Origin of the sequence: Kitasatospora sp. NPDC059146 (genome assembly GCF_042786665.1) — a bacterium.
In the GTDB taxonomy this organism is placed as follows: Bacteria; Actinomycetota; Actinomycetes; order Streptomycetales; family Streptomycetaceae; genus Kitasatospora.
On sequence record NZ_JBHZCY010000145.1, the window covers coordinates 1 to 22935 of the forward strand.

A 22935-nucleotide genomic window follows, 5' to 3' on the forward strand; every position below is an offset into this window, starting at 1 on the left:
GTGCGCGATACTGGGATTGAACCAGTGACCCCTACCGTGTCAAGGTAGTGCTCTCCCGCTGAGCTAATCGCGCCTGGTGAGGCGGTTGTGCAGCGAGCCTGGAAGGGCTCGTTACTGTGCGCGATACTGGGATTGAACCAGTGACCCCTACCGTGTCAAGGTAGTGCTCTCCCGCTGAGCTAATCGCGCCTGGTGAGGCGGTTGTGCAGCGAGCCTGGAAGGGCTCGTTACTGTGCGCGATACTGGGATTGAACCAGTGACCCCTACCGTGTCAAGGTAGTGCTCTCCCGCTGAGCTAATCGCGCCTGGTGAGGCGGTTGTGCAGCGGACCTCGTGAGGTCCGACGTGCGCGATACTGGGATTGAACCAGTGACCCCTACCGTGTCAAGGTAGTGCTCTCCCGCTGAGCTAATCGCGCGGGGAGGTCTCCCGGTGGAACCGGGAGAACCCCTTGGAGGTGGAGACGGGATTTGAACCCGTGTACACGGCTTTGCAGGCCGTTGCCTCGCCTCTCGGCCACTCCACCAGGCAACGCATGAAGAACGACCTTACACTGTTCTCCATCGAGCGGACGACGAGATTCGAACTCGCGACCCTCACCTTGGCAAGGTGATGCTCTACCAACTGAGCTACGTCCGCCTGTCTCCCCGGGACCTTCACCGCTTTTCCTCGGCTGCGCTCCCTGGCGACGTGTTGAACTCTAGCGGATTCCCGGGCCAGCTAAAAATCCGTTCCCGCAGCGTGCCGAGGGGATGCCGACGGAGTGCCGTTCCGTCAGCCCCTCCGGCCGGTCACCGGCCACCACCTGCGGCGCTCCCGGACGATCATCCGCAGGCCACCCGGCGCACACCGGCGCGACGCACTCAGCTGCTCGTACGCGGGGGCGCGGCGGGCTCGGGCCCGACCCGGGGCACGCCCCCGACCTACACTTCAAGCACCGCCACCCCCCAGCACCACCGCGCAGGAGAACCGTGTCCGGCCATCCCGACCCCCGCACCCCGCTCGCCCGCTTCGGCGGCCGCCTGGCCACCGGACTGCGCGACGTCACCTCGGACCCGGCCGCGCTCGACTCCTCCGGCTACTGGGCCGTCGCCTACGACTTCGAGGGCCGACTGACCTGCGCCCGCTTCGACGAGGTCCGCCCCGCGCCCGCCCCGCCCTCCGGCGCGGGCTGGCACGGCCCGGACGCCGGCAGCTGGCACAGCTCCCTGGACCGCGCCGCCTACACCGCGGGCGTACGCCGCATCCGCGCGCACATAGCCGCCGGCGAGGTCTACCAGGCCAACCTCTGCCGGGTGCTCTCCGCGCCGCTGCCCGACCCCGACCGCAGCGACATCGACGCCCTCACCGGCCTCCTCGCCCGCGGCAACCCCGCCCCCTACGCCGGGACCGTCCGACTGCCCGACCACGGCGTCGAGATCGCCACCGCCTCCCCGGAGCTCTACCTGCACCGCACCGGGCGCACCGTCTCGTCCGGCCCGATCAAGGGCACCGGCCGCACCGAGGACGACCTCCTCGACAAGGACCACGCCGAGAACGTGATGATCGTCGACCTGGTCCGCAACGACCTCGGCCGGGTCTGCGGGACCGGTACCGTCACCGTGCCCGACCTCTGCGTCGTCGAGAAGCACCCCGGCCTGGTCCACCTGGTCTCCACCGTCGAGGGCACCCTGCGCGACGGCGCCGGCTGGCCCGAACTGCTCGACGCGACCTTCCCGCCCGGCTCGGTCACCGGCGCCCCCAAGTCCAGTGCCCTGCGGATCATCGACGCCCTGGAGACCGCCCCCCGCGGCCCCTACTGCGGCGCGATCGGCTGGGTCGACGCCGACCGCGGCGAGGGTGAACTCGCCGTCGGCATCCGCACCTTCTGGCTCGACCGGCAGGACCCGCGGGTACCGGTCCTGCGCTTCGGCACCGGCGCCGGCATCACCTGGGGCTCCGACCCCGAACGCGAGTGGGCGGAAACCGAGCTCAAGGCCGCCCGACTCGTCGCGATAGCGTCGGGCAGCGAGCCCGGCATCGACACCGCCCCCGAGCCGCACCGTGTCTAGGAACCGTGTCTAGGAGCAGCCCTCGATGAACACCCGCACCACGAGCTGGGTCAACGGAACCCTGGTCGACTCCGCCCACGCCGCCGTCTCGGTCCTCGACCACGGCCTCACCACCGGCGACGGCGTCTTCGAGACCATGAAGTCCGTCGACGGCCGGGCCTTCGCGGTCACCCGCCACCTCGACCGGCTCACCCGCTCCGCCCGCGGCCTCGGCCTGCCCGACCCGGACCACGCCGTGGTCCGCGAGGCCTGCGCCCAGGTCCTCGCCGCCAACCCGGCCCCGCTCGGCCGCCTGCGCGTCACCTACACCGGCGGCGACGCCCCCCTCAGCTCGGAGCGCGGCACCACCGGCCCCACCCTGGTGGTCGGCTTCAACGCCATCGGCCCCCGCCCCGACGAGACCGCCGTCGCCGTCGTCCCCTGGCGCCGCAACGAGCACAGCGCCGTCGCCGGCCTCAAGACCACCTCGTACGCCGAGAACGTGGTCGCCCTCGCCGCCGCCCACCGCACCGGCGCCTCCGAGGCCCTGTTCGCCAACACCGCGGGCCGACTCTGCGAGGGCACCGGCTCCAACGTCTTCGTGGTCCTCGGCGGCCGCCTGCTCACCCCGCCGCTCGCCTCCGGCTGCCTGGCCGGGATCACCCGGCAGCTGGTCGTCGACTGGTGCGGCGCCGAGGAGGCCGACCTCCCGCTCGGCGTCCTCGAGGAGGCCGAGGAGATCTTCCTGACCTCCACCACCCGCGACGTCCAGGCCGTCACCCGCGTCGACGACCGCCGGCTGCCCGGCACCGGCCCGGTCACCGCCAAGGCCATGGCCGTCTTCGCCGAGCGCAGCGGCGACGACCTCGACCCCTGACCCCGGGGAAACGGCCGGGCAGACGCCCCGGGCAGCGCGGATAACCTTCCCGGCGAGGGGAAGGGACCACGACATGACCACCACGCTGCGCCCCGAGGGCCCGGAGACACCCACCACGGCCGGCGGCCGCACCAGACGCTGGCGGATCCTCGCGAACGGCCACCAGGTCGGCGCCCTGCGCACCAGCTCAGCCCGTCACGACAGTGAACTCTGGGGTGAGATAGCGGAGTTGGAGATCACGGAGGGCCGCGGTCGGGGCCGCGGCACCTTCGGCGCCCTGGCCGCGGAGGAGGTGCTGCGCGCCTGGGGCTGCACCCGGGTCGACGTCGTCGTCCCCGAGTCCGCGCCGATCGCCCGGGGGCTGGTCGCCGCCCTCGGCTACACCGAGCGGATGCGGAACCTGGGCAAGAGCCTGACCGCCGCCCCGCCGCTGCCCGCCGGTGTCACCGCCCGCCCGATCGACGCCGCCGAGTTCCCCGCCTGGATCGACCGGGCCGCGCGGGAGTACGTCCAGTCCCTGCGGGACTCCGGCCTCACCGAGGCGCAGGCCCGCGCCAAGTCACGCCTGGACCACCGCAACGTCCTCCAGCAGGGCGTCGAGACCCCCGGCGTCGCCCTGCGCCGCCTCCACAGCCCGGGCGGCGCCCCCGAGCCGCTCGGCTCGCTCTGGGTGAACCTCCACCTGCGCGACCTGCCGGACGGCACCCCGCTCGCCTGGGTCATGGTGGTCGAGGTGGACCGGGCCCACCGAGGCCGGGGCCACGGCCGCACCCTGATGCTGCTCGCCGAGCGGGAGTGCCTGGCCGCCGGAGTGCGCGAACTCGGCCTGAACGTCTTCTCCGGCAACCGGGCCGCCCTCCGGCTCTACGCCTCACTCGGCTACCGGGTCGTCAACCGCTGTTACGGCAAGCCGCTGTGAGCAGTTGACGCAGCGTCAGACCGACGGGGCGTCAGGTAAGCCGGTCAGGAGGCCTTCGCCGCTTCGATGACCGCGACGATCCGCTCGCGCAGCCCGTCCTGGCTCTTCCCGCCGTCCAACCGCTCGCGGCCGATCACGTACGTCGGCGTCCCGGTGACCCCGATCGCCTTGCCCTCGGCCTGGTCGGAGTCCACGATCAGCATGTGCCGGCCGTCGACCAGCGCGGTGTCGACCTCCTCGGCGTCCACCCCGACCTCCCGGGCCACCTCCAGCAGCAGCTTCTGCCCCCGGGCGTCCAACTCCTCGACCCGGGCCAGCAGCGCCTCCACGAACGGCCACCCCAGCCCCTGGGCGAACGCCTCCTCGGCCGCCTCCGCCGCGGCGTAGGCGTGCTTGTGCTTCTCCAGCGGGAAGTGCCGCAGCTCGACGGAGAGCGCGTCGCCGTACTGCGCGCGCAGCGCCCGTACGTCGTCCAGGGCGGTGCGGCAGTCCGGGCACTGGAGGTCGCACCAGAACTCGAGGCGGGGGAGGGAACCATCGATCATTCCCCCAGTGTTCCACTAGTGGGTGCCCGCCCCCGCCCGGCGGTGCGCCCGAGGGCGGACCGAGAGGGAGGCACCGATGTCCAGGACCACCGGAAGCGAAGGGGCGCACCCGTGCTGACCGCGGCGATCAGTTTCCTCCTCACGGCCGGCGGCGTGGCCGTCGCGGGCCTGCGGGCCCGGCGGCGGCGCTTCCGCTCGGCGACCCGCTGGTTCGCGGTCGCCCTGCTGCCCGCCGGGCTCTACCTGACCGGACTGTTCCCGCTGGCGAGCACGATCGGCCGGGAGTTCGCCGACTGGGCGGCCAAGCTGGTCTTCGACCCCCGGGTGTGGACGGGCCTGGTGCTGCTCGGCGTTTCCGCCGCGCTGCTGTTCGCCAGCCGCTGGCCGGGCCGGCGCGGTGAGGTGGAGTCCTCCGCAGAGCGTCCGGCCGCGGCCGGAGCGGCTCCGGAGCGTCCGGCGGTGGCCCAGGCACCCAAGGCGCCCAAGGCGTCGAGGGACCCCAAGGCGTCCGGCAAGCCGCAGGCGGGCAAGCGGGACGACGGCCTCGGCGACTTCGCCGACATCGAGGAGATCCTCCGCAAACGCGGTATCTGAGCCGGGCGGGAGGTGCGGCGCCGGTCAGGCGGGGGCGACGGCCTCCGCCGACCGTTGGCGCGCCCGGTAGGCGGCGACGTGCAGCCGGTTCCCGCAGGTGCGGCTGTCGCAGTAGCGCCGGGAGCGGTTCCGGGAGAGGTCCACGAAGACCCGCGCGCAGTCCGGCGCCTCGCACCGGCGCAGCCGCTCCCGCTCGCCCGCCATCAGGATGAAGGCCAGCGCCATGCCGAGTTCCGCCGCGAGGTGGGGCCCGAGCGCGGCGTGCGGGGCGAAGTAGTGGATGTGCCAGTCGTGGTGGTCGTGGTTGACCAGCCGGGGCGTCGTCCCGGCGGCCGCGACGATCGCGTTGACCAGCTCGGCGGCCGCTTCGGTGGACTCCGTCCAGAACACCTCGCGCAGCCGGGCGCGCAGCTCCTGCACCTGGCGCAGGTCGTCCTCGGTCAGCGAGTCGATCTCGCTGATCTCCTGGCGGCCCACGAAGGCGTCCAGCGCGGCGACGTCCGGCAGTCGCTCGTCGCCGCACACCTCGGGCGCGGTGTTGAGCAGATCCACGAGGATGCTCAGCGCGCACTCGGTGTCATGGGTGATCAGCACGTTGGGACTCCTCGCGCAGGGGGACTCCGGTACCCCGCGTCCACGGTTACCCCAGACCATACCGGCCCTTGCGGCATAAGGGCGGCGCCTTCGTTCGAAGGCCTGTACGGATTCCGGCGGAGTGTCCCGGTCTGGGCGCGGCCCGGGTGTCGGCGGCCCCGCCGAGCCCCTCGCCCCGCGGCCCGGGAGGAGCCGCCGGGGACCCCGGAAACGACGGTGGCGCCCGGCAGCGAGGCCGACCACCCGTGACGGATGGCCGGCTCCGATGCCGGGCGCCTGCGGTGCTGTGGCCCCGCTCCGGTGGGAGCGGGCCGTTCACCGGCCCCGAGGCCGCGTGGTGCGCGGCTGAGTCCGCTGCCGTGCCCCCGAGTAGGACGGCAGCGATGACGGCAGGAAGTACGGCCCCGCCGACAGCGGGGCTGGACCGCCTCCGGTCGGGGTCAGCTTTCGGCGAGGATGTGGGACAGCTCCCGGTCGAGGTCGAAGTGACGGTGTTCGGTGCCGGGGGGCACCGCGGCGTCCGTCCGCTTGAGGAACGACTCAAGCGCGCGGGCCGGGGCTTCCAGCAGGGCTTCTCCTTCCGGAGAGCTCAGGGCGATGCAGACCACCCCTTGCCCGTGGCTGCGCGACGGCCACACCCGGACGTCGCCGGTACCGGTGGGTCGGTGCAGCCCCTCCGCGAGGAGATCTCGGGCGAACACCCACTCCACGGTCTCGTCGGCGCCCGTGTGGAACGTGGCGTGCACGGCGTAGGGGTCGGCGGTGTCGTAGCGCAGGCCCGCGGGGACGGGCAGTGAGGACTCGCTGGACACGATGAGGCGCAGGTGCAGCTCGCAGCTGACCGTGGTGTTCATAAGCGCCATGGCCTTTCGCTCAGTGTGCGCTCGGGGAATCGCACGTCGGCGAACGGACCATCCCACCCCCAAGACCGATGTAAACCCCTCTGTCCCGATTCGGGCGCGAGTCGTACCCCTTACGGCGCATTGCGGAATCGCCCCGGAGTACCCGCCCGGGGCATTACCGGCGGTTCTTCTCGGTCGGATTCCGGTTCGGCGTGCAGGCGGTCCGTCGGAGTGCCGGGCGGGCCGGGAACAGGGGAGCGGGTGGTGCGGCCGGGCCCGACGAGTCGTGCGCGCGGGCGGGGAGGGACGGGACGGGTGGCGGGGAGGCCCCAGCCCCGGGCGTTGGGGCGGGGTCGCCGGCGGGCGGGGTGTTCGGAGCACCCTCCGGGATGCGGTAATGTTTTCCCTGCACCCGGGCGATTAGCTCAGCGGGAGAGCACTTCGTTCACACCGAAGGGGTCACTGGTTCGATCCCAGTATCGCCCACCGGAATGCATTGTGATATGTGAGGCCCAGTCGATTATCGGCTGGGCCTCACATGTATTTCCGGAAATCCATCCGAAGAGCCGGTATCGAATCCGGCTGAGGGCCAGTCATCTTCCGTGCGGAGCGCGAGTTCTGTGGGTGCGTCGGCCGTACCCCGGAAGAGCGAGTTGTACGACCGCCCCCGAATGGTGCTAGAGTTCTTCTCGTTGCCCGGGCGATTAGCTCAGCGGGAGAGCACTTCGTTCACACCGAAGGGGTCACTGGTTCGATCCCAGTATCGCCCACCCGGACAGCACGCAGGCCCTGACCAGGAAACCGGTCGGGGCCTGCGGCGCGTTCCGGGCCGTCGTGCCGGTGAAGGGCTATGCCGCCGCCCGGCACCCGTGCTCCGGCTCCAGTCGACGACCGCAGACGCACCGGGCCGGCCGCAGCGGCCACGACAGGTCCACCCGCTCCGGCGTTCCCGAGCGGTCGAACCAGGCCTGCAGCCCCCGGGCCTGCGCCGCGTGCCAGACCGCCTGCCGCAGGTGCAGCTCCGCCGCCGTCAGCCCGCCGAGCGCCGCCGGATAGCGGGCGCCTATGCGCCGGATCAACGACAGGGCCGCCGTCGCGTCCGCCGCCGCGTCGTGCGCCCCGGCGAGGTCCACCCCGTAGTGGGCGCACAGGTCGGTCAGCGTCCGCCGGCCCTTGCGGTAGCGGTCCACGTGCTTGTCCAGCACCCGCGGATCCAGTACCACCAGCCCCGCCCCGTCCAGCCCGGTGCTCAACGGCAGGCCGTGGTGGCGCCGCAACTCCCGGTCCAGCAGGGTCAGGTCGTAGGGGGCGTTCATCACCACCACCGGGCGGCCGGCCCGCGCCTGGGCCGCCAGCGCGCGGGTGACCTCGGCCACCACCGTGCGGGCCGGGCGCCCGTACGTGCGGACCTGGTCGTCGGTGATGCCGTGCACCGCCCGCGCCCCGTCCGGGATCGGGACACCCGGATCGGCGAGCCAGGTGGTGGTCTGCGCCGGTGCGCCCGGGGTGAGTTGGACGACCAGGGCGGCGGAGACGATGCGGTCGGACTCCACGTCCACGCCGGTCGTCTCGGTGTCGAAGGAAGCGAGCGGGCCGGTGTACCAGTGCTGCTGCATGACTGCCCCTCAGGCGTGCGTTCCGCGCCCTGGTGATACCCGGTTCTGACGGTCGCTCAACCCGTTTGGCCCAGCTCCGACCGGGGATCCTGCCACTGGGCCGCTCGGCCCGGACGGGCCCGGAGCCGGGGGAGGCCACGGGGCGATGGCACTGACACAGCCGCAGCCCGACGGCGCGGCGACCACACTCAGGGGGAACCTAGCGGTCACCGCCTGCATGGAGACGCTGCAGGTCGGCTACCTGCACGCGGTTGCCGCGGCGGCCGGCTGCTCGCTCTCCCAGCCGTTCCCGGACAACGGCATCGACTGGCAGGTCAGCCACGGCTCCCGGGAGCACGACGTGGACGACGAGGTCACCATCAAGATCCAGCTCAAGGCGACCCAGCAGATCGCACCCGGTCCGGCCGGGCCGTTCTTCAGCTTCACCCTGGACAACGACCACCTGCGCAAGCTCGCCCGTGCCCGGGTCGCCGTCCCGCGGATCCTGGTCGTGATGCTGCTGCCGCGCCGGGTCGACCACTGGCTCCGGGCCCGCCCGGACGCCCTCGAACTGCGGCACTGCTGCTACTGGGTCAACCTGGCCGGCCACCCCGTCACCGGGAAGCGGCGCACCAACGTCCGGGTGCCCACCGACAAGGTCTTCGACGACCGCGCGCTCTGCGACATCATGGCCCGGGTCGGCGCGGGCGGCAGCCCGTGACCGCCCGGCCCCGGCAGCGAGGAAGCACGCCCATGACCCTGCCGAACGGACCGGAGGTCCGGGCCCTGCCCGACCCGGCCACGGTCGACCCCGCGGTGCTCGCCACCCTGCTCGCCCGGCACGGCTGGATCCGGCGCGGCGGCCCCGCCGCCCGGTACGGCCGCTGGACCCCGCCGGACGGCGAACCCGGCACCAGCCTCCTCCTCCCCACCGCCGACGGCTTCGACGACGCCGTCGACCTCCTCACCGACGCCGTCACCGCGCTCTCCCGCTCCCGCACCCCCTCCGCCCGCTCGATCCTCCTCGCCCTCGTCGTCCCCGGCGACGAGCTCAACTGGCGCCGCGAACTGCCCGGCCCCGCCGACGCCACCCCCTGGGACGACGCCGAACGGCTCCAGCGGGCCGCGCGCTCGATGCTCGCCGCCGGGGCCAAGGCCGGCCGGACCACCGCCGGCTACTTCGGTGCCCGGCTGGACGGCCTCGCCGGGGAGTTCCTGGACCGCGTCCTCCTGGTCGAACAGGGCGCCGTCGACCAGGGCGCCGCCCTCACCGCCTACACCCCCGCCCCCGAGGGCCGCACCGCCGTCACCACGCTGGTCCGCGCCCTGGAGGCGCTGCGCGACGCGGTCGACTACCGCCGGGTCAGCGGCGGGCCCGAGGCCTTCGAGAACGCCGTCCGCTCCGGGGTCAGCCGCGAACTCGTCCGGTCCGTCGAGGACCTCGTCCGCGGCGCGACCGCCGCCCGGCTCACCGTTGCCTGGTCGCCCGCCGCCGGCACCCCGGGCGGATTCGGCGACCGCCGGATCGAGCTCGACTTCTCCCCCGGGGACCTGCCCGCCCTCGCCGAGGCCGCCGAACTGCTGGAGCGGATCGAACCCGCCGTCGACGTCACCGTCGTCGGCGTGGTCGTCCGGCTCAAGCGCGCCGACCCCGCCGGACCGGGCTCGATACGGCTCCGGGTGCTCGGCGGCGCCGAGGTCCGCGAACTCAAGGTCGGACTGCCCGACCCCGACTACCGGCTCGCCGCCGAGGCCCACCTCACCGGCGTCCCGGTCCGGGTCTCCGGCCGCCTGGAACGCCGCGACGGCTTCCGCCGGCTGACCCGCCCGCACGGCCTGGAGCTGTGCGGTTGGGCGGACGACGACCGCGAGCGGCTGCTCAAGGGGCTCCAGGAGAGAGGGGAGAGGTCCTGAGTGCGCGGTGCGGCTGGTGCTCTCGGTACCATCGTCACGCGCAGCGCAGTGTTGCGTCCTCTGAATCCAGCACGTCAGGAGAGACCGGTGACGGACGTCCGGGTAATCATCAACCGCGAACCCGATCGGGAAGAGCGCGTGGTGACCACGGGCACTACGGCCGCCGAGCTCTTCGCCGACGACCGCTCGATCATCGCCGCCCGCGTCGGCGGCCAGCTCAAGGACCTCGCGTACGCCGTCCAGGACGGCGACGAGGTCGAGCCGGTCGCGATCGGCAGCAAGGACGGCCTGGACATCCTGCGCCACTCCACCGCGCACGTCATGGCCCAGGCCGTGCAGCAGCTCTACCCCGAGGCCAAGCTCGGCATCGGCCCGCCGGTCAAGGACGGCTTCTACTACGACTTCGACGTCGAGAAGCCCTTCCACCCCGATGACCTCAAGGCCATCGAGAAGCGGATGCAGGAGATCATCAAGCGCGGGCAGAAGTTCTCCCGCCGCGTGGTCACCGACGAGGCCGCCGCCGAGGAGCTGGCCGCCGAGCCGTACAAGCTGGAGCTGATCGGCCTCAAGGGCTCCGCCGCCACCGCCGGCGAGGGCGCCGACGTCGAGGTCGGCGCCGGCGAGCTCACCATCTACGACAACCTGGACGCCAAGAGCGGCGAGCAGTGCTGGGGCGACCTCTGCCGCGGCCCGCACCTGCCCAGCACCCGCCACATCCCGGCGTTCAAGCTGATGCGCAACGCCGCCGCGTACTGGCGCGGCAGCGAGAAGAACCCGATGCTGCAGCGCATCTACGGGACCGCCTGGCCGACCAAGGACGAGCTCAAGGCCCACCTCGACTTCCTCGTCGAGGCCGAGAAGCGCGACCACCGCAAGCTCGGCAACGAGCTCGACCTCTTCTCCATCCCCGAGGAGATCGGCTCCGGCCTCGCCGTCTTCCACCCCAAGGGCGGCATCATCCGCCGCGCGATGGAGGACTACTCGCGCAAGCGGCACGAGGAAGAGGGCTACGAGTTCGTCTACACCCCGCACGCCACCAAGGGGAAGCTCTTCGAGAAGAGCGGCCACCTCGACTGGTACGCGGACGGTATGTACCCGCCCATGCAGCTCGACGAGGGCGTGGACTACTACCTCAAGCCGATGAACTGCCCGATGCACAACCTGATCTTCGACGCGCGCGGCCGCTCGTACCGTGAACTGCCGCTGCGCCTCTTCGAGTTCGGGACGGTGTACCGCTACGAGAAGTCCGGTGTGGTGCACGGCCTGACCCGTGCCCGCGGCTTCACGCAGGACGACGCCCACATCTACTGCACCCGTGAGCAGATGGCGGAGGAGCTCGACTCCACGCTGACCTTCGTGCTCAACCTCCTCCGTGACTACGGTCTGACCGACTTCTACCTGGAGCTGTCGACCAAGGACCCGGTCAAGTACGTCGGTTCGGACGAGACCTGGGAGGAGGCCACCCGCGTCCTGGCGAGCGTGGCCGAGAAGCAGGGCCTGCCGCTGGTCCCGGACCCGGGCGGCGCGGCCTTCTACGGCCCGAAGATCTCGGTGCAGGCGCGGGACGCCATCGGCCGTACCTGGCAGATGTCGACCATCCAGCTCGACTTCAACCTGCCCGAGCGCTTCGACCTGGAGTACACGGCGGCGGACGGTTCGCGTCAGCGGCCGGTCATGATCCACCGTGCGCTGTTCGGTTCGATCGAGCGGTTCTTCGCGGTGCTGCTGGAGCACTACGCCGGTGCCATGCCGCCGTGGCTGGCTCCGGTCACCGTGACCGGCATCCCGATCACCGACGAGCACGTGCCGTACCTGCTGGAGGTCGCGGCCGAGCTCAAGAAGCAGGGGATCCGGGTCGAGGTGGACACCTCGGACGACCGCATGCAGAAGAAGATCAGGAACGCCCAGAAGACCAAGGTCCCGTTCATGCTGATCGCCGGCAACGACGATGTCGAGGCGGGCGCGGTCTCCTTCCGTTACCGCAACGGCGAGCAGAAGAACGGCGTGCCGCGTGACCAGGCCATCGCCGAGATCGTTGATGCCGTGGCGCGCCGTATCCAGGTGTGAGTTCCCCGCCTGAGCGGGGGTGACCCTAACGGCGTTCCGGTCGCCGAGGCAGTCGCCGAGGTTAAGCGCGGGGCAGGCTCTTCAAGAGTCTGCCCCGCGCGGCTTTGCAAGCACCCCCGGGCGAATATGCTGATCAGCATGACGACTGAGCCGGAACTGCAGCGGGGTGTCGGTGAGCCGGACGGCTTCCGCCGCCTGTGGACCCCCCATCGGATGGCGTACATCCAGGGTGAGAACAAGCCCACCGGCCCGGCTCCGGACGACGGTTGTCCGTTCTGCTCGATCCCGTCGCTGAGCGACGAGGAGGGGCTGGTCATCGCCCGGGGGAGCGCCGTGTTCGCGGTGCTGAACCTGTACCCGTACAACGGCGGGCACCTGATGGTGGTCCCGTACCGGCACGTGGCCGACTACACCGACCTCGACGAGGCGGAGACGGCCGAGCTGGCGGACTTCACCAAGAAGGCGATGACCGCGCTGCGGGCCGCCTCGGGGGCGCACGGGTTCAACATCGGGATGAACCAGGGCGCGGCGGCCGGGGCCGGGATCGCGGCGCACCTGCACCAGCACGTGGTGCCGCGCTGGGGCGGGGACACCAACTTCATGCCGGTGGTCGGCCACACCAAGGTGCTGCCGCAGCTGCTGGCGGACACCCGCAAGATGCTGGCCGAGGCCTGGCCGCAGGGCTGAGCCGGCCGGACGCGCGAAGAGGGGCCCGCCACCGAGGAGTTCGGTGGTGGCCCCTCTTCACGTGTCGCTCCCGGTCAGTCGGCGCTGAACTCGTCGACCTTGTACGGGCGGGGGCTCTGCGCCTCGGACTTGATGATCGAGGTGCGGGTCTTGAAGAAGCGGTCCGCGTCGAGGTCGTGCTCCTGGAGGAACTCCAGAGTGGCGGTGTGCACCGCGCTGAGCACCGGCACGGAGGCGTTCATGGCGTTGTCGACCATGGAGCGGTTGTTCCAGGCGGTGCCGACCCAGGAGTGCCGGAGTCCGAACGGCTCGGGCAGGCCGAGGCCGCCGCCGAGCCAGCCGAGCAGGCCGGGCATCTTGTGGAACGGTGCGCGGACGGCCTGGCGGACCACCTCGTCGTTGTCGATCAGGGGGAGCTTGACGGTGCGCTCCTCCCAGAACCGCACGGTCTTGGCGACCGACTTCTCCTTGTCCTTGGGCTTGTCGAAGAAGACGCCCTTGACCGGGCCGAGCGCGTAGCCGGCCACCGAGATGTTCAGCACGTTGGCGAGCAGGGTCACCGTGACGGTGAAGGTGATGATCAACTTGCCGTCGTGGGTGATGAACTGGGTGGCCAGGTAATGCCGGGGGCCGCCGGAGAAGGTCTGCTTGTCGGCGAGGCTCTGCACGGCGAAGTCGCGCATCCGCTCGCCGTCCATGTCGGCGCCGCCGGGGCGGCTGATCTCGTCCGCGCCCTCGCCGATGTCGAAGACCGCCCACTGCTTGATGGCCACGTTGGGGATGCCGCTGTTGGCGACGTGGCTGACCCCGAGGCCCTTGAGGTGGGCGGAGATCCGGCGGACCAGGTCCCAGGGGTGGAAGGCCCGGAAGTCGGCGTGGCCCTCGGCGGGGTGCAGGGTGTCGGCCAGGCGCCACTCGCCCCAGCGGCGGCCGGCACCGAGGATGCCCTTGGGGCCGGCGTAGTGGTGGACGTTGGTCTCCTGCTCGGCGTCCAGCCGGCCGAGCTTGTCGCGCAGGTCGTTGGCCTTCTTGTCCAGGTCGTCGCGGGGGACGGCCTTGGCGACGGTGGCGGCGACGGCGTTGCCCTCGACCAGGGCCTGCCAGCGGGCGCGGAGGTCGGTGGCGGAGCGTTCGACGATCCGGCGGGCGAGGTACCAGCCGAGCACCGGGGCGAGCATGGTGATCCGCAGGTAGACGCCGAGGACGCCCGCCGCCGGCGGGAACAGCGCCAGGTAGCCGGCCAGGACGGCGACCGCGATCAGGGCGAGGGCGCCGTAGGTGTCGGCCCCCCGGGCGCTGTCCCGCTTGAGCCAGGCGCGCAGTTGGAAGGCGCCGAGCCAGATCAGGGTGCCGGGGAGGAAGAGCAGGCCGGTGACGACGGTGACGGTGCTGAGCTGCCGGTCGCGGGCGTGCCGGAGTTCCTCGGCGGCCAGGCAGTGCTCGACGACCTGGCGGGTGTCGACGCCGAAGGAGGGGACGAGGGGCTTGCGGTCGCCGCCGAGGGCGCGCGAGACCAGGGCCTTGCTGAAGGCCTCGCCGAGGTTGGGGCGGAAGAGCGCGAAGCGGCCCTTCTTCTCCTTGGCGTCGGTGACGTCGGTGACGAACTTGCCGATCTCGCCGTCGCGGTAGGCGGCGGAGGAGAGCGCCTGGGTGACGGCCGTCTGCGGGCCGGTGTCGGTCCGGGGTATCTGCGCACCCGGGGTCATGTCGAGTGTGGCCACGGTGGCGTCTGCTCCTCCCCTTGTCAGCGGCAGGTTACCGTGCCGTGGCACCCCTGCGCGGATGATCGTCTGAACTACCGTCACGAAGCGGTGCGTTCCGGCCGCACCGGGGCCTGAGGGGCATGATGCCCAGCTTCGGCCGGGTCGATACCCGCCCGGGCCGACGGCGTGAGGGTGGAGGAGGATGGAGGTGAAGGCGATGAAGGGGGTTGTCGTGGTGAAGGATCCGGTGCTGGTCTTCGACGGGGACTGCGCGTTCTGTTCGTCCTGCGTGCGCTGGGGGGAGCGGTACCTGCGGCAGACGCTGGCCTCGGGTGGCTGGGAGGCGGTGCCGTTCCAGTTCGCGGACCTGGCGGAGCTGGACGCGGTGGCGGGCGGCCGCGGTGAGGTTGCGGCCGAGCGGGCCGAGCGCGAGGTGCTGTGGGTGACGCCGGCCGGCCGGGTGTACGGGGGCGCGCAGGCGGTGGCGCGGCTGCTGCTGCGCACCGGGGGCGCGTGGGCGTACCTGGGCGCGCTGTTGACCTTGGCGCCGGTGCGGCCGGTGGCGGCTGCGGTGTACCGATGGGTGTCGCGGAACCGGCACCGGATGCCGGGGGGTACGGCGGCGTGCGCGCTGCCGAACCGGAAGCCGGCTCAGTCGGTGTAGCGCCCGGCCAGGGCGGCGGGCATGGGTTCGTGGCGCAGGTAGGCGCGGGAGAACTCGGCGGTGCCGTGGGTGAGGGAGCGCAGGTCGACCGGGTAGCGGACGAGTTCGAGTTCGGGGACCTCCGCGCGCAGCAGGGTCAGCCCCTGGCCGCCGGTTTCGGTGCCGAGGACGCGGCCGCGGCGTGCGGAGAGGTCGCCGAGGACGGCGCCGAGGTACTCGTCGGGCAGCAGGACGCTGACGGCGGCGACGGGTTCGAGCAGCCGGATGACGGCGTGTTCGGCGGCGTCGCGCAGGGCGAGGGCGGCGGCGTTCTGGAAGGAGGCGTCGGAGGAGTCGACGGAGTGCGCCTTGCCGTCGGTGAGGGTGACCCGGACGTCGACGAGCGGGAAGCCGGTGGCGACGCCCTTGGCGAGCTGGGCGCGGACGCCCTTCTCGACGGAGGGGATGAAGTGCTTGGGGACGGCGCCGCCGACGACGTGCTCCTGGAACTCGAAGCCGGAGCCGGCCGGGAGGGGTTCGACCTCCAGGTCGCAGATGGCGTACTGGCCGTGGCCGCCGGACTGTTTGACGAGGCGTCCGTGGCCGGCGGCGGCGGTGCCGAAGGTCTCGCGCAGGGCGACCTTGGGTTCGACGGTGTCGACGTGGACGCCGTGGCGGGTGCGCAGCCGGTCGAGGACGACCTCGGCGTGGGCTTCGCCGGTGCACCAGAGGACGAGCTGGTGGGTGTCGGGGTTCTGTTCGAGCCGTAGGGCCGGGTCCTCGGCGGTGAGCCGGGTGAGGGCCTGGGAGAGCTTGTCGTCGTCGGCCTTGCTGTGGGCTTCGACGGCGATCGGGAGCAGGGGTTCGGGGAGGGTCCAGCCGTCGAGTTCGACGGGGTGGCCGGGGTCGTGGACGGTGTCGCCGGCCCGGGCGGTGGTGAGTTTGGCGGCGCAGACGAGGTCTCCGGCGACGGCGTGCGGGACGGGGCGCTGGAGTTTGCCGAAGGGGCTGGTGAGGCCGGTGACGCGTTCGTCGCCGTTCTGGTCGGCGGTGTGGGCGGGGCCGACGAGGTGGATCCGGCTGTCGGGGCGCAGGGTGCCGGCGTAGACGCGCAGCAGGCTGATCCGGCCGACGTAGGCGTCGCCGGTGACGCGGACGACCTGGGCGGCGAGCGGGGCGTCGGGGTCGCAGGCGGGGGCGGGGCGGGTGCGTTCGGTGGGGTTCGGGAAGGCGTGGGTGATCAGGTCGAGGAGTTCGGCGGCGCCGAGGCCGTTGTCGCTGGTGGGGACGGCGGGGTGGAGGGTGCAGTCGAGGACTTCGCGGCGCAGCCCGGCTTCGAGGGAGTCGGTGTCGAGGGGGTCGCCGGAGAGGTAGCGCTCCATGAGGGTGTCGTCCTGGCCGGAGATGGCTTCGACGAGGCTCTCGTGGGCGGGGCCGGTGTCGGGGAGGGGATCGGCGTCGCCGTAGGTGTCGCCGGTGAGGAGGTCGACGCTGCCGTCGGGGTGTCCGTCGTGGAGGACGGGCAGGAAGAGCGGGCGCAGGGTGTCCGGGCCGAGCTCGAAGGCGTCGTGGCAGCTGGTGAGGATGTCGTCGAAGCCGGTGCGGGCGAGGTCGAGTTTGGCGACGGCGATGGCCCGGGGGATGCCCTCGGCGGCGCACTCGCGCCAGAGGGCGCGGGTGGGGGCGGTGACCGGGTCGGTGGCGGAGACGACGAAGACGGCGGCGTCGGCGGCGTGCAGGGCGGCGCGCAGGTCGGCGGCGAAGTCGGGGTGGCCGGGCGGGTCGATCAGGTTGATCTTGACGCCCTTCCATTCGAGGGGGAGCAGCGAGAGCTGGACGGAGCGCTGCTGCTGGTGCTCGATGTCCTCGTGGTCGGAGACGGTGGTGCCGTCGGCGACGCGGCCGGGGCGGGCGGTGGCGCCGGCGGCGAGGGCGAGGGATTCGGCGAGGGTGGTCTTGCCCACACCGCTGGAGCCGACGAGGACGACGTTGCGCAGGTCCGTGGGGCCGGTGACGGCGGGTGCCTGGCCGGCTCGTGCGGTGCTGCGGTCGGGCATCGGGGTCTCCTCCCGTGGCGCCGAAGCTGTCCTTGGCAGTCTAGGGTCGGGTGTCGTTCCGGCGCGTGTCGTGCTGGGCCCTGGTGGCCGGGGGCCGTCCGGCGGTGCGTGCGTCGGAGCGTGTCCCGGGCGTGGCTACGATGGGTGCGTCGGGCGGGCTCATTCGTCCGGCCGTCTGCCGCGTGTGTTGCGCCAGGCGGGTACCCGGGAGAATCGGAGCGGCTGGGAAGGCCATGCTCAACAAATACGCGCGTGCCTTCTTCACACGTGTTCTGACCCCGTTCGCCGCGTTCCTGATCCGGCTGGGCGTGAGTCCGGACGCCGTGACGCTGATCGGTACGGCCGGTTCGGTGGCCGGTGCGCTGGTGTTCTTCCCGCGCGGGGAGTTCTTCTGGGGCACCATCACGATCACGCTGTTCATCTTCTCGGACCTGGTGGACGGGAACATGGCCCGCCAGCTGGGCCGGACCAGCAAGTGGGGCGCCTTCCTGGACTCCACGCTGGACCGGGTCGCGGACGCGGCGATCTTCGGCGGTCTGGCCATGTGGTACGCGGGCAAGGGCGACGACAACCTGCTCTGCGCGGTGGCGATCTTCTGCCTGGCCAGTGGCCTGGTGGTGTCGTACACGAAGGCGCGGGCGGAGAGCCAGGGCCTGCCGTGCGACGTGTCGGGGCTGGTGGAACGGGCCGAGCGGCTGGTGATCAGCCTGGTGGCGGCCGGGGTGGCCGGTCTGCACGTGTTCGGGGTGCCGTACGTGGAGTGGCTGCTGCCGGTGGCGCTGTGGCTGGTGGCGGCGGGCAGTCTGGTGACGGTGGTGCAGCGGATGGTGACCGTGCGCCGTGAGGCGTTCGAGGCCGACCGAGCGGCGGCCGGGAGCTGATGGGGGGCGTCCTGCGGTGACGGACCGACTGGTGTACTGGGCGTACGCGCTGGGCTGGGCGGTGTTGAAGCACCTGCCGGAGCCGGTGGCGCGGTGGCTGTTCGACCGGCTGGCGGACTACGCCTGGCGTCGTCGCGGGCCGCGGGTGCGGCAGCTGGAGGCGAACCTGCGCCGGGTGCGTCCGGGCCTGCACGAGGCGGCGCTGCGGCGGTTGTCGCGAGCCGGGATGCGTTCCTACCTGCGGTACTGGATGGAGTCCTTCCGGCTGCCGGTGTGGAGCCGGGAGCGGGTCCTGCGGGACGTCCAGGTGGGCGGCTACGAGCGCATAAGGGAGGCGCTGGACTCCGGGCGGGGTGTGGTTGTGGCGCTGCCGCACATGGGCAACTGGGACTTGGCGGGCACCTGGATAGCGCAGCTGGGCCACCCGTTCACGACGGTCGCGGAGCGGTTGAAGCCGGAGCGGCTGTTCGACCGGTTCGTGGAGTTCCGGGAGGGCCAGGGCATGGAGGTCCTGGCGCTGTCCGGCGGCGGAGCGAACGTGATCGGCACGCTGGCGCGGCGGCTGCGCGCGGGCAAGCTGGTCTGCCTGGTGGGCGACCGGGACCTCTCGGAGGCCGGTATCGAGGTGTCCTTCTTCGGTGAGGTGACCCGGATGCCGGCCGGGCCTGCGGCGCTGGCCCAGCGCACCGGCGCGGCGCTGCTGCCGGCGACGCTGTGGTACGACGGTCCGGTGCTGCGGGGGATGATCCACCCCGAGGTGCCGGTCCCGGAGGAGGGCGACCGGAAGGCGCGGACGCTGGCGATGACCCAGGCGATCGCGGACGTGTGGCAGCAGGGCATCAGCGAGCACCCGCAGGACTGGCACATGCTGCAGAAGTTCTGGCCGGCCGACCTGCCGGCCCGTGAGACGGTGGGGGGCGGGTCCGCGGCCGGGCGCGCCGACGCGGCGAAGGAGCCCGCCGCCGGGGCCTCCGGCGCCTGAGCCCGGCTGCCCGTCCGACCCTGCCCGAAGGAGCTTGAGGAACCCGTGAAGATCGGCATCGTCTGCCCGTACGACTGGGACGTCCCCGGTGGGGTGCAGTTCCACATCCGGGACCTCGCCGAGCACCTGATCGGTCTGGGGCACGAGGTGTCGGTGCTGGCGCCGGCCGAGGACGACGAGGCGCTGCCGCCGTACGTGGTCTCGGCGGGGCGGGCGGTGGCGGTGCCGTACAACGGGTCGGTGGCCCGGCTGAGCTTCGGCATCCTGTCGGCGGCCCGGGTGCGGCGGTGGCTGCGCGAGGGGCGTTTCGACATCCTGCACGTGCACGAGCCGGCCTCGCCGAGCCTGTCGATGCTGGCGGCCTGGTCGGCGACCGGGCCGATGGTGGGCACCTTCCACACCTCGAACCCGCGCTCGCGGGCGATGATCGCGGCCTCGCCGATCCTGCAGCCGGGGCTGGAGAAGATGCGGGCCCGGATCGCGGTGTCGGAGTACGCCCGGCGGACCCTGGTGGAGCACCTGGGCGGGGACGCGGTGGTGATCCCCAACGGGGTGGACGTGGAGTTCTTCGCGGAGGCCGAGGCGGACGAGCGGTGGACGGGCGGTGCGGCGGCGGGGGAGCCGGGCACGATCGGTTTCATCGGCCGGATCAACGAGCCGCGCAAGGGCCTGCCGACGCTGCTGGCGGCGCTGCCGCGGATCCTGGCGGAGCGGCCGGGGGTGCGGCTGCTGGTCGCGGGCAAGGGCGACGAGGAGGAGGCGGTGGCCGGCCTGGCGCCCGAGGTGCGCGCGCAGGTGGAGTTCCTGGGCATGGTCTCGGACCGGGAGAAGGCCCGGCTGCTGCGCAGCGTGGACCTGTACGTGGCGCCGAACACGGGTGGCGAGAGCTTCGGGATCATCCTGGTCGAGGCGATGTCGGCGGGCGCCCCGGTGCTGGCCAGCGACCTGGACGCGTTCAAGCAGGTGCTGGACGGCGGGGACGCCGGGGAGCTGTTCCCGGTGGAGGACGCGGACGCGCTGGCCCGTACGGCGCTGCGGCTGCTGGGGGATCCGGGGCGGCTGGAGGAGCTGCGCAAGGCGGCTTCGCGGCACGTGCGGCGGTTCGACTGGTCGACGGTCGGCGCGGACATCCTGGCGGTGTACGAGACGGTGACGGGCGGCGCCGCGGCGGTGGTCGAGGAGGACGAGCGCAGCGCCCCGAGCCGAAGGACGCGCCGGTGACGGGAGCGGGGGGCGCGGGCGGTTCGGTCCGGCCCGGGGCCGACGGCCGGGGCTTGCGTGGCGCCCGGTGCCGGTGGGGTTAGGGTCGGGCCGACCGCACCACTGTGACCCCTGGGGGAAACGATGCCGCAGATCTCCGTCGACTACTCGTCCAGCCTGGCCGGGGCCTTCGAGCGCCGGGCGCTGGGCCTGGCGATCAACCGGCTGGCGGAGGAGACGATCGACGCCAAGCCGGGGTCCTGCAAGACGGTGTTCCGGCCGAGCGATGACCTGGTGGTGGGCTCCGACGGGTCGGTGGACGACGCCGGGGTGGACGCCCAGGTGTACGTCGAGTTCCAGGTGTTCCCGGGCCGTACGCCGGAGGCGAAGGCGGCGCTGAGCGAGGGCGTGGTGGCGCTGCTGGCGCAGCACGTGCGGCCGGCGCCGGGGACGCGGCTGTTCACCGCGGTGAACGTCGAGGACATCGACCGGGAGAGCTACCGCAGCGGCGTCGTGCAGGGCTGACGGCGGGCGGGGCGGCCGGTGACACCCGGTAACGTAGCGGTCCGTGACTACCTGGATCTGGGCCGGCGTGGCCGTGGTGCTGTTCGGCATGTACCTGAGTTGGACGGCCGGCCGTCTGGACCGGCTGCACGCCCGGATCGACGCCGCGCGGGCGGCGCTGGACGCGCAGCTGGTCCGGCGGGCCTCGGTGGCGATGGAGCTGGCGACGTCCTCGTTGCTGGACCCGGCGGCCTCGCTGCTGCTGCTGGACGCGGCGCACGCGGCCCGGCAGGCCGAGGACGAGCACCGCGAGGTGGCGGAGAGTCAGTTGAGCCTGGCGCTGCGGGCGGTGTTCGAGGAGTCGGAGCAGGTGGCGGCGCTGGTCGCGGAGCCGGGCGGTGACGAGGCGGTTCGTGATCTGACGGCCGCGGTGCGGCGGGTGCCGATGGCCCGCCGCTTCCACAACGACGCGGTGCGGGCGGCGCGGGCGGTGCGGGAGCACCGGCTGGTGCGGTACTTCCGCTTGGCGGGCAAGGCGCCGTTCCCGATGGCCTTCGAGATGGACGACGCCCCGCCGCCCGCCCTTACGCCCGAGGGAGCGCCTGCTTAGGCTGTCCTCGGATACGGCCCGTTTGTCGCATCCCGTCGTCCGGGCTGGACTTGGTGGCGCATGGTTGGGCCACCTGATCTGCCTACCATAGGGCGATAGCACTGGTTAATCTTCGAGTGAGGTCTCACGTGTCCACCACCCCCACCACCGCAGACCAGCCGCAGATCGGTACCGCCCGGGTCAAGCGCGGCATGGCCGAGCAGCTCAAGGGCGGTGTGATCATGGATGTGGTCAACGCCGAGCAGGCGAAGATCGCCGAGGACGCCGGCGCGGTGGCCGTCATGGCGCTGGAGCGGGTTCCGGCCGACATCCGCAAGGACGGCGGCGTGGCCCGCATGTCCGACCCGAACATGATCGAGGAGATCATCGAGGCGGTCTCCATCCCGGTGATGGCCAAGTCCCGCATCGGGCACTTCGTGGAGGCCCAGGTCCTGCAGTCGCTGGGTGTCGACTACATCGACGAGTCCGAGGTGCTGACCCCGGCCGACGAGGTCAACCACTCCGACAAGTTCGCCTTCACCACCCCCTTCGTCTGCGGCGCCACCAACCTGGGCGAGGCCCTGCGCCGCATCGCCGAGGGTGCGGCCATGATCCGCTCGAAGGGCGAGGCCGGCACCGGCAACGTCGTCGAGGCCGTCCGCCACCTGCGCCAGATCAAGAACGAGATCGGCCAGCTGCGGGCGCTGGACCACAACGAGCTGTACGCCGCCGCCAAGGAGCTGCGCGCCCCGTACGAGCTGGTCAAGGAGGTCGCCGAGCTCGGCAAGTTGCCGGTCGTGCTGTTCTCCGCCGGTGGCGTGGCCACCCCGGCCGACGCCGCGCTGATGCGCCAGCTGGGCGCCGAGGGCGTCTTCGTCGGCTCCGGCATCTTCAAGTCGGGCGACCCGGCCAAGCGTGCCGCCGCCATCGTGAAGGCCACCACCTTCTTCGACGACCCGAAGATCATCGCGGACGCCTCCCGCAACCTGGGCGAGGCCATGGTCGGCATCAACTGCGACACCCTGCCGGAGACCGAGCGCTACGCCAACCGCGGCTGGTAGTCACTCCCGCCCTTCGCCCGGCCCGCCGCAGCGCTTCGGTGTGCGGCGGGCCGCGCCGCGTCCTTCCGTAGTAACGATCGATAGAGGTTGAAGACCGTGAGCACTCCAGTCATCGGCGTCCTCGCCCTCCAGGGCGACGTCCGCGAGCACCTGGTGGCGCTGGCCGAGGCCGACGCGCTGGCCCGTCCGGTGCGCCGCGCCGAGGAGCTGGCCGAGGTCGACGCACTGGTGATCCCCGGCGGGGAGTCCACCACCATGTCCAAGCTGGCCCTGCTGTTCGGCGTGATGGACCCGCTGCGCGCGCGGGTCGCGGCCGGCATGCCGGTGTACGGCACCTGCGCGGGCATGATCATGCTGGCCGACAAGATCCTCGACGGCCGGGAGGACCAGGAGAGCGTCGGCGGCATCGACATGACGGTGCGCCGCAACGCCTTCGGCCGGCAGAACGAGTCCTTCGAGTCCGGCCTCGCCTTCAAGGGCCTGGAGGAGGAGCCGGTGCACGGCGTCTTCATCCGCGCCCCCTGGGTCGAGGCGGTCGGCGCGGGCGTCGAGGTGCTGGCCGAGCTGCCCGGTGCGGACGGTCCGGAGAGCCGGATCGTGGCCGTGCGCCAGGGCAACCTGCTGGCCACCTCGTTCCACCCGGAGCTCACC

22 protein-coding genes and 8 tRNA genes are annotated in these 22935 nt (G+C 72.3%); 18 read left to right on the forward strand and 12 right to left on the reverse strand.

All coding sequences use genetic code 11. The annotated features are described in order from the left end of the window. Position 1 precedes the first annotated feature (1 nt). The 6 genes from ACFXPX_RS37660 to ACFXPX_RS37685 form a co-directional block, all read right to left on the reverse strand. Positions 2–73: transfer RNA gene (locus ACFXPX_RS37660), tRNA-Val, on the reverse strand. Positions 74–117: 44 nt separating this feature from the next. Then, positions 118–189: transfer RNA gene (locus ACFXPX_RS37665), tRNA-Val, on the reverse strand. Between the two features lie 44 nt (positions 190–233). After that, positions 234–305: transfer RNA gene (locus ACFXPX_RS37670), tRNA-Val, on the reverse strand. Between the two features lie 41 nt (positions 306–346). Next, positions 347–418: transfer RNA gene (locus tag ACFXPX_RS37675), tRNA-Val, on the reverse strand. A gap of 34 nt (positions 419–452) precedes the next feature. After that, positions 453–526 (reverse strand) — tRNA-Cys (locus tag ACFXPX_RS37680). 40 nt (positions 527–566) lie between these two features. Next, a tRNA-Gly gene (locus ACFXPX_RS37685) sits at positions 567–639 on the reverse strand. Positions 640–971: 332 nt separating this feature from the next. Here ACFXPX_RS37685 and ACFXPX_RS37690 point away from each other — a divergent pair. From ACFXPX_RS37690 to ACFXPX_RS37700, 3 genes are all read left to right on the forward strand, one after another. After that, complete coding sequence (locus tag ACFXPX_RS37690) at positions 972–2051, forward strand: chorismate-binding protein (RefSeq protein ID WP_375890052.1); 1080 nt, start codon at positions 972–974, stop codon at positions 2049–2051. Positions 2052–2076: 25 nt separating this feature from the next. Then, positions 2077–2907, forward strand: coding sequence for an aminotransferase class IV (locus tag ACFXPX_RS37695; RefSeq protein WP_380532800.1), 831 nt, complete (start codon positions 2077–2079; stop codon positions 2905–2907). A 73-nt stretch (positions 2908–2980) separates the two neighbouring features. Beyond that, positions 2981–3826: a GNAT family N-acetyltransferase gene (locus ACFXPX_RS37700; RefSeq protein WP_380644660.1), complete on the forward strand. Its 846-nt coding sequence runs from the start codon at positions 2981–2983 to the stop codon at positions 3824–3826. Between the two features lie 44 nt (positions 3827–3870). Here the strand turns inward: ACFXPX_RS37700 and ACFXPX_RS37705 are convergent, their stop codons facing one another. Then, entirely contained in the window at positions 3871–4371 is a 501-nt protein-coding gene (locus tag ACFXPX_RS37705) for a DsbA family protein (protein ID WP_380532803.1), read from the reverse strand. 111 nt (positions 4372–4482) lie between these two features. Here ACFXPX_RS37705 and ACFXPX_RS37710 point away from each other — a divergent pair, with 111 nt between their 5' ends. Continuing rightward, positions 4483–4965, forward strand: coding sequence for a hypothetical protein (locus ACFXPX_RS37710; RefSeq protein ID WP_375890044.1), 483 nt, complete (start codon positions 4483–4485; stop codon positions 4963–4965). 24 nt (positions 4966–4989) lie between these two features. Here the strand turns inward: ACFXPX_RS37710 and ACFXPX_RS37715 are convergent, their stop codons facing one another. Then, positions 4990–5559 carry a CGNR zinc finger domain-containing protein gene (locus tag ACFXPX_RS37715; protein WP_380644661.1) on the reverse strand — a complete coding sequence of 190 codons (570 nt, stop codon included), beginning with the start codon at positions 5557–5559 and terminating at the stop codon, positions 4990–4992. 440 nt (positions 5560–5999) lie between these two features. Then, complete coding sequence (locus ACFXPX_RS37720) at positions 6000–6413, reverse strand: SsgA family sporulation/cell division regulator (RefSeq protein ID WP_030056266.1); 414 nt, start codon at positions 6411–6413, stop codon at positions 6000–6002. A gap of 402 nt (positions 6414–6815) precedes the next feature. Here ACFXPX_RS37720 and ACFXPX_RS37725 point away from each other — a divergent pair. Beyond that, a tRNA-Val gene (locus ACFXPX_RS37725) sits at positions 6816–6887 on the forward strand. 212 nt (positions 6888–7099) lie between these two features. Beyond that, positions 7100–7171 (forward strand) — tRNA-Val (locus ACFXPX_RS37730). 78 nt (positions 7172–7249) lie between these two features. On the opposite strand, the gene ACFXPX_RS37735 is transcribed toward ACFXPX_RS37730, so the two are convergent. Continuing rightward, a complete protein-coding gene (locus ACFXPX_RS37735) occupies positions 7250–8017 on the reverse strand; it encodes an exonuclease domain-containing protein (protein WP_375890042.1) in 768 nt (255 codons plus the stop codon). 145 nt (positions 8018–8162) lie between these two features. On the opposite strand from ACFXPX_RS37735, the gene ACFXPX_RS37740 reads away from it, so the two are divergent. From ACFXPX_RS37740 to ACFXPX_RS37755, 4 genes are all read left to right on the forward strand, one after another. Further along, positions 8163–8717: a DUF4365 domain-containing protein gene (locus ACFXPX_RS37740; RefSeq protein WP_360230145.1), complete on the forward strand. Its 555-nt coding sequence runs from the start codon at positions 8163–8165 to the stop codon at positions 8715–8717. 32 nt (positions 8718–8749) lie between these two features. After that, complete coding sequence (locus ACFXPX_RS37745) at positions 8750–9910, forward strand: hypothetical protein (RefSeq protein ID WP_380593129.1); 1161 nt, start codon at positions 8750–8752, stop codon at positions 9908–9910. 87 nt (positions 9911–9997) lie between these two features. Beyond that, on the forward strand, positions 9998–11977 hold the full coding sequence (gene thrS, locus ACFXPX_RS37750) for a threonine--tRNA ligase (protein ID WP_380526822.1): 1980 nt from the start codon (positions 9998–10000) through the stop codon (positions 11975–11977). A 126-nt stretch (positions 11978–12103) separates the two neighbouring features. After that, positions 12104–12664, forward strand: a complete 561-nt coding sequence (locus tag ACFXPX_RS37755) for an HIT domain-containing protein (protein ID WP_350507180.1) — start codon at positions 12104–12106, stop codon at positions 12662–12664. A 74-nt stretch (positions 12665–12738) separates the two neighbouring features. On the opposite strand, the gene ACFXPX_RS37760 is transcribed toward ACFXPX_RS37755, so the two are convergent. Next, complete coding sequence (locus ACFXPX_RS37760) at positions 12739–14385, reverse strand: hypothetical protein (protein WP_380644662.1); 1647 nt, start codon at positions 14383–14385, stop codon at positions 12739–12741. Between the two features lie 199 nt (positions 14386–14584). On the opposite strand from ACFXPX_RS37760, the gene ACFXPX_RS37765 reads away from it, so the two are divergent. Beyond that, positions 14585–15031, forward strand: a complete 447-nt coding sequence (locus tag ACFXPX_RS37765) for a thiol-disulfide oxidoreductase DCC family protein (RefSeq protein WP_380526857.1) — start codon at positions 14585–14587, stop codon at positions 15029–15031. Here ACFXPX_RS37765 and ACFXPX_RS37770 read toward each other — a convergent pair. Next, a complete protein-coding gene (locus tag ACFXPX_RS37770) occupies positions 15019–17067 on the reverse strand; it encodes an elongation factor G-like protein EF-G2 (protein ID WP_380644663.1) in 2049 nt (682 codons plus the stop codon). The two genes, ACFXPX_RS37765 and ACFXPX_RS37770, sit on opposite strands and share 13 nt — an antisense overlap. Positions 17068–17300: 233 nt before the next feature. On the opposite strand from ACFXPX_RS37770, the gene pgsA reads away from it, so the two are divergent. The 7 genes from pgsA to pdxT form a co-directional block, all read left to right on the forward strand. Then, a complete protein-coding gene (gene pgsA / locus ACFXPX_RS37775; protein WP_380526828.1) occupies positions 17301–17948 on the forward strand; it encodes a phosphatidylinositol phosphate synthase in 648 nt (215 codons plus the stop codon). A gap of 16 nt (positions 17949–17964) precedes the next feature. Beyond that, the gene (locus ACFXPX_RS37780) at positions 17965–18930 is read left to right on the forward strand and encodes a phosphatidylinositol mannoside acyltransferase (RefSeq protein ID WP_380526830.1); all 966 of its coding nucleotides are present in this window, start codon (positions 17965–17967) and stop codon (positions 18928–18930) included. Positions 18931–18975: 45 nt separating this feature from the next. Further along, a complete protein-coding gene (locus ACFXPX_RS37785; protein WP_380526832.1) occupies positions 18976–20151 on the forward strand; it encodes a glycosyltransferase family 4 protein in 1176 nt (391 codons plus the stop codon). A gap of 123 nt (positions 20152–20274) precedes the next feature. Then, the gene (locus ACFXPX_RS37790; protein ID WP_380526834.1) at positions 20275–20655 is read left to right on the forward strand and encodes a 5-carboxymethyl-2-hydroxymuconate Delta-isomerase; all 381 of its coding nucleotides are present in this window, start codon (positions 20275–20277) and stop codon (positions 20653–20655) included. Between the two features lie 43 nt (positions 20656–20698). Beyond that, positions 20699–21244, forward strand: coding sequence for a hypothetical protein (locus ACFXPX_RS37795; RefSeq protein ID WP_375890023.1), 546 nt, complete (start codon positions 20699–20701; stop codon positions 21242–21244). Positions 21245–21372: 128 nt separating this feature from the next. Next, positions 21373–22284: a pyridoxal 5'-phosphate synthase lyase subunit PdxS gene (pdxS, locus tag ACFXPX_RS37800; RefSeq protein ID WP_375890021.1), complete on the forward strand. Its 912-nt coding sequence runs from the start codon at positions 21373–21375 to the stop codon at positions 22282–22284. A 96-nt stretch (positions 22285–22380) separates the two neighbouring features. After that, positions 22381–22935: pyridoxal 5'-phosphate synthase glutaminase subunit PdxT (pdxT, locus tag ACFXPX_RS37805; protein ID WP_380644664.1), on the forward strand; the 555-nt coding region annotated here is incomplete at its 3' end.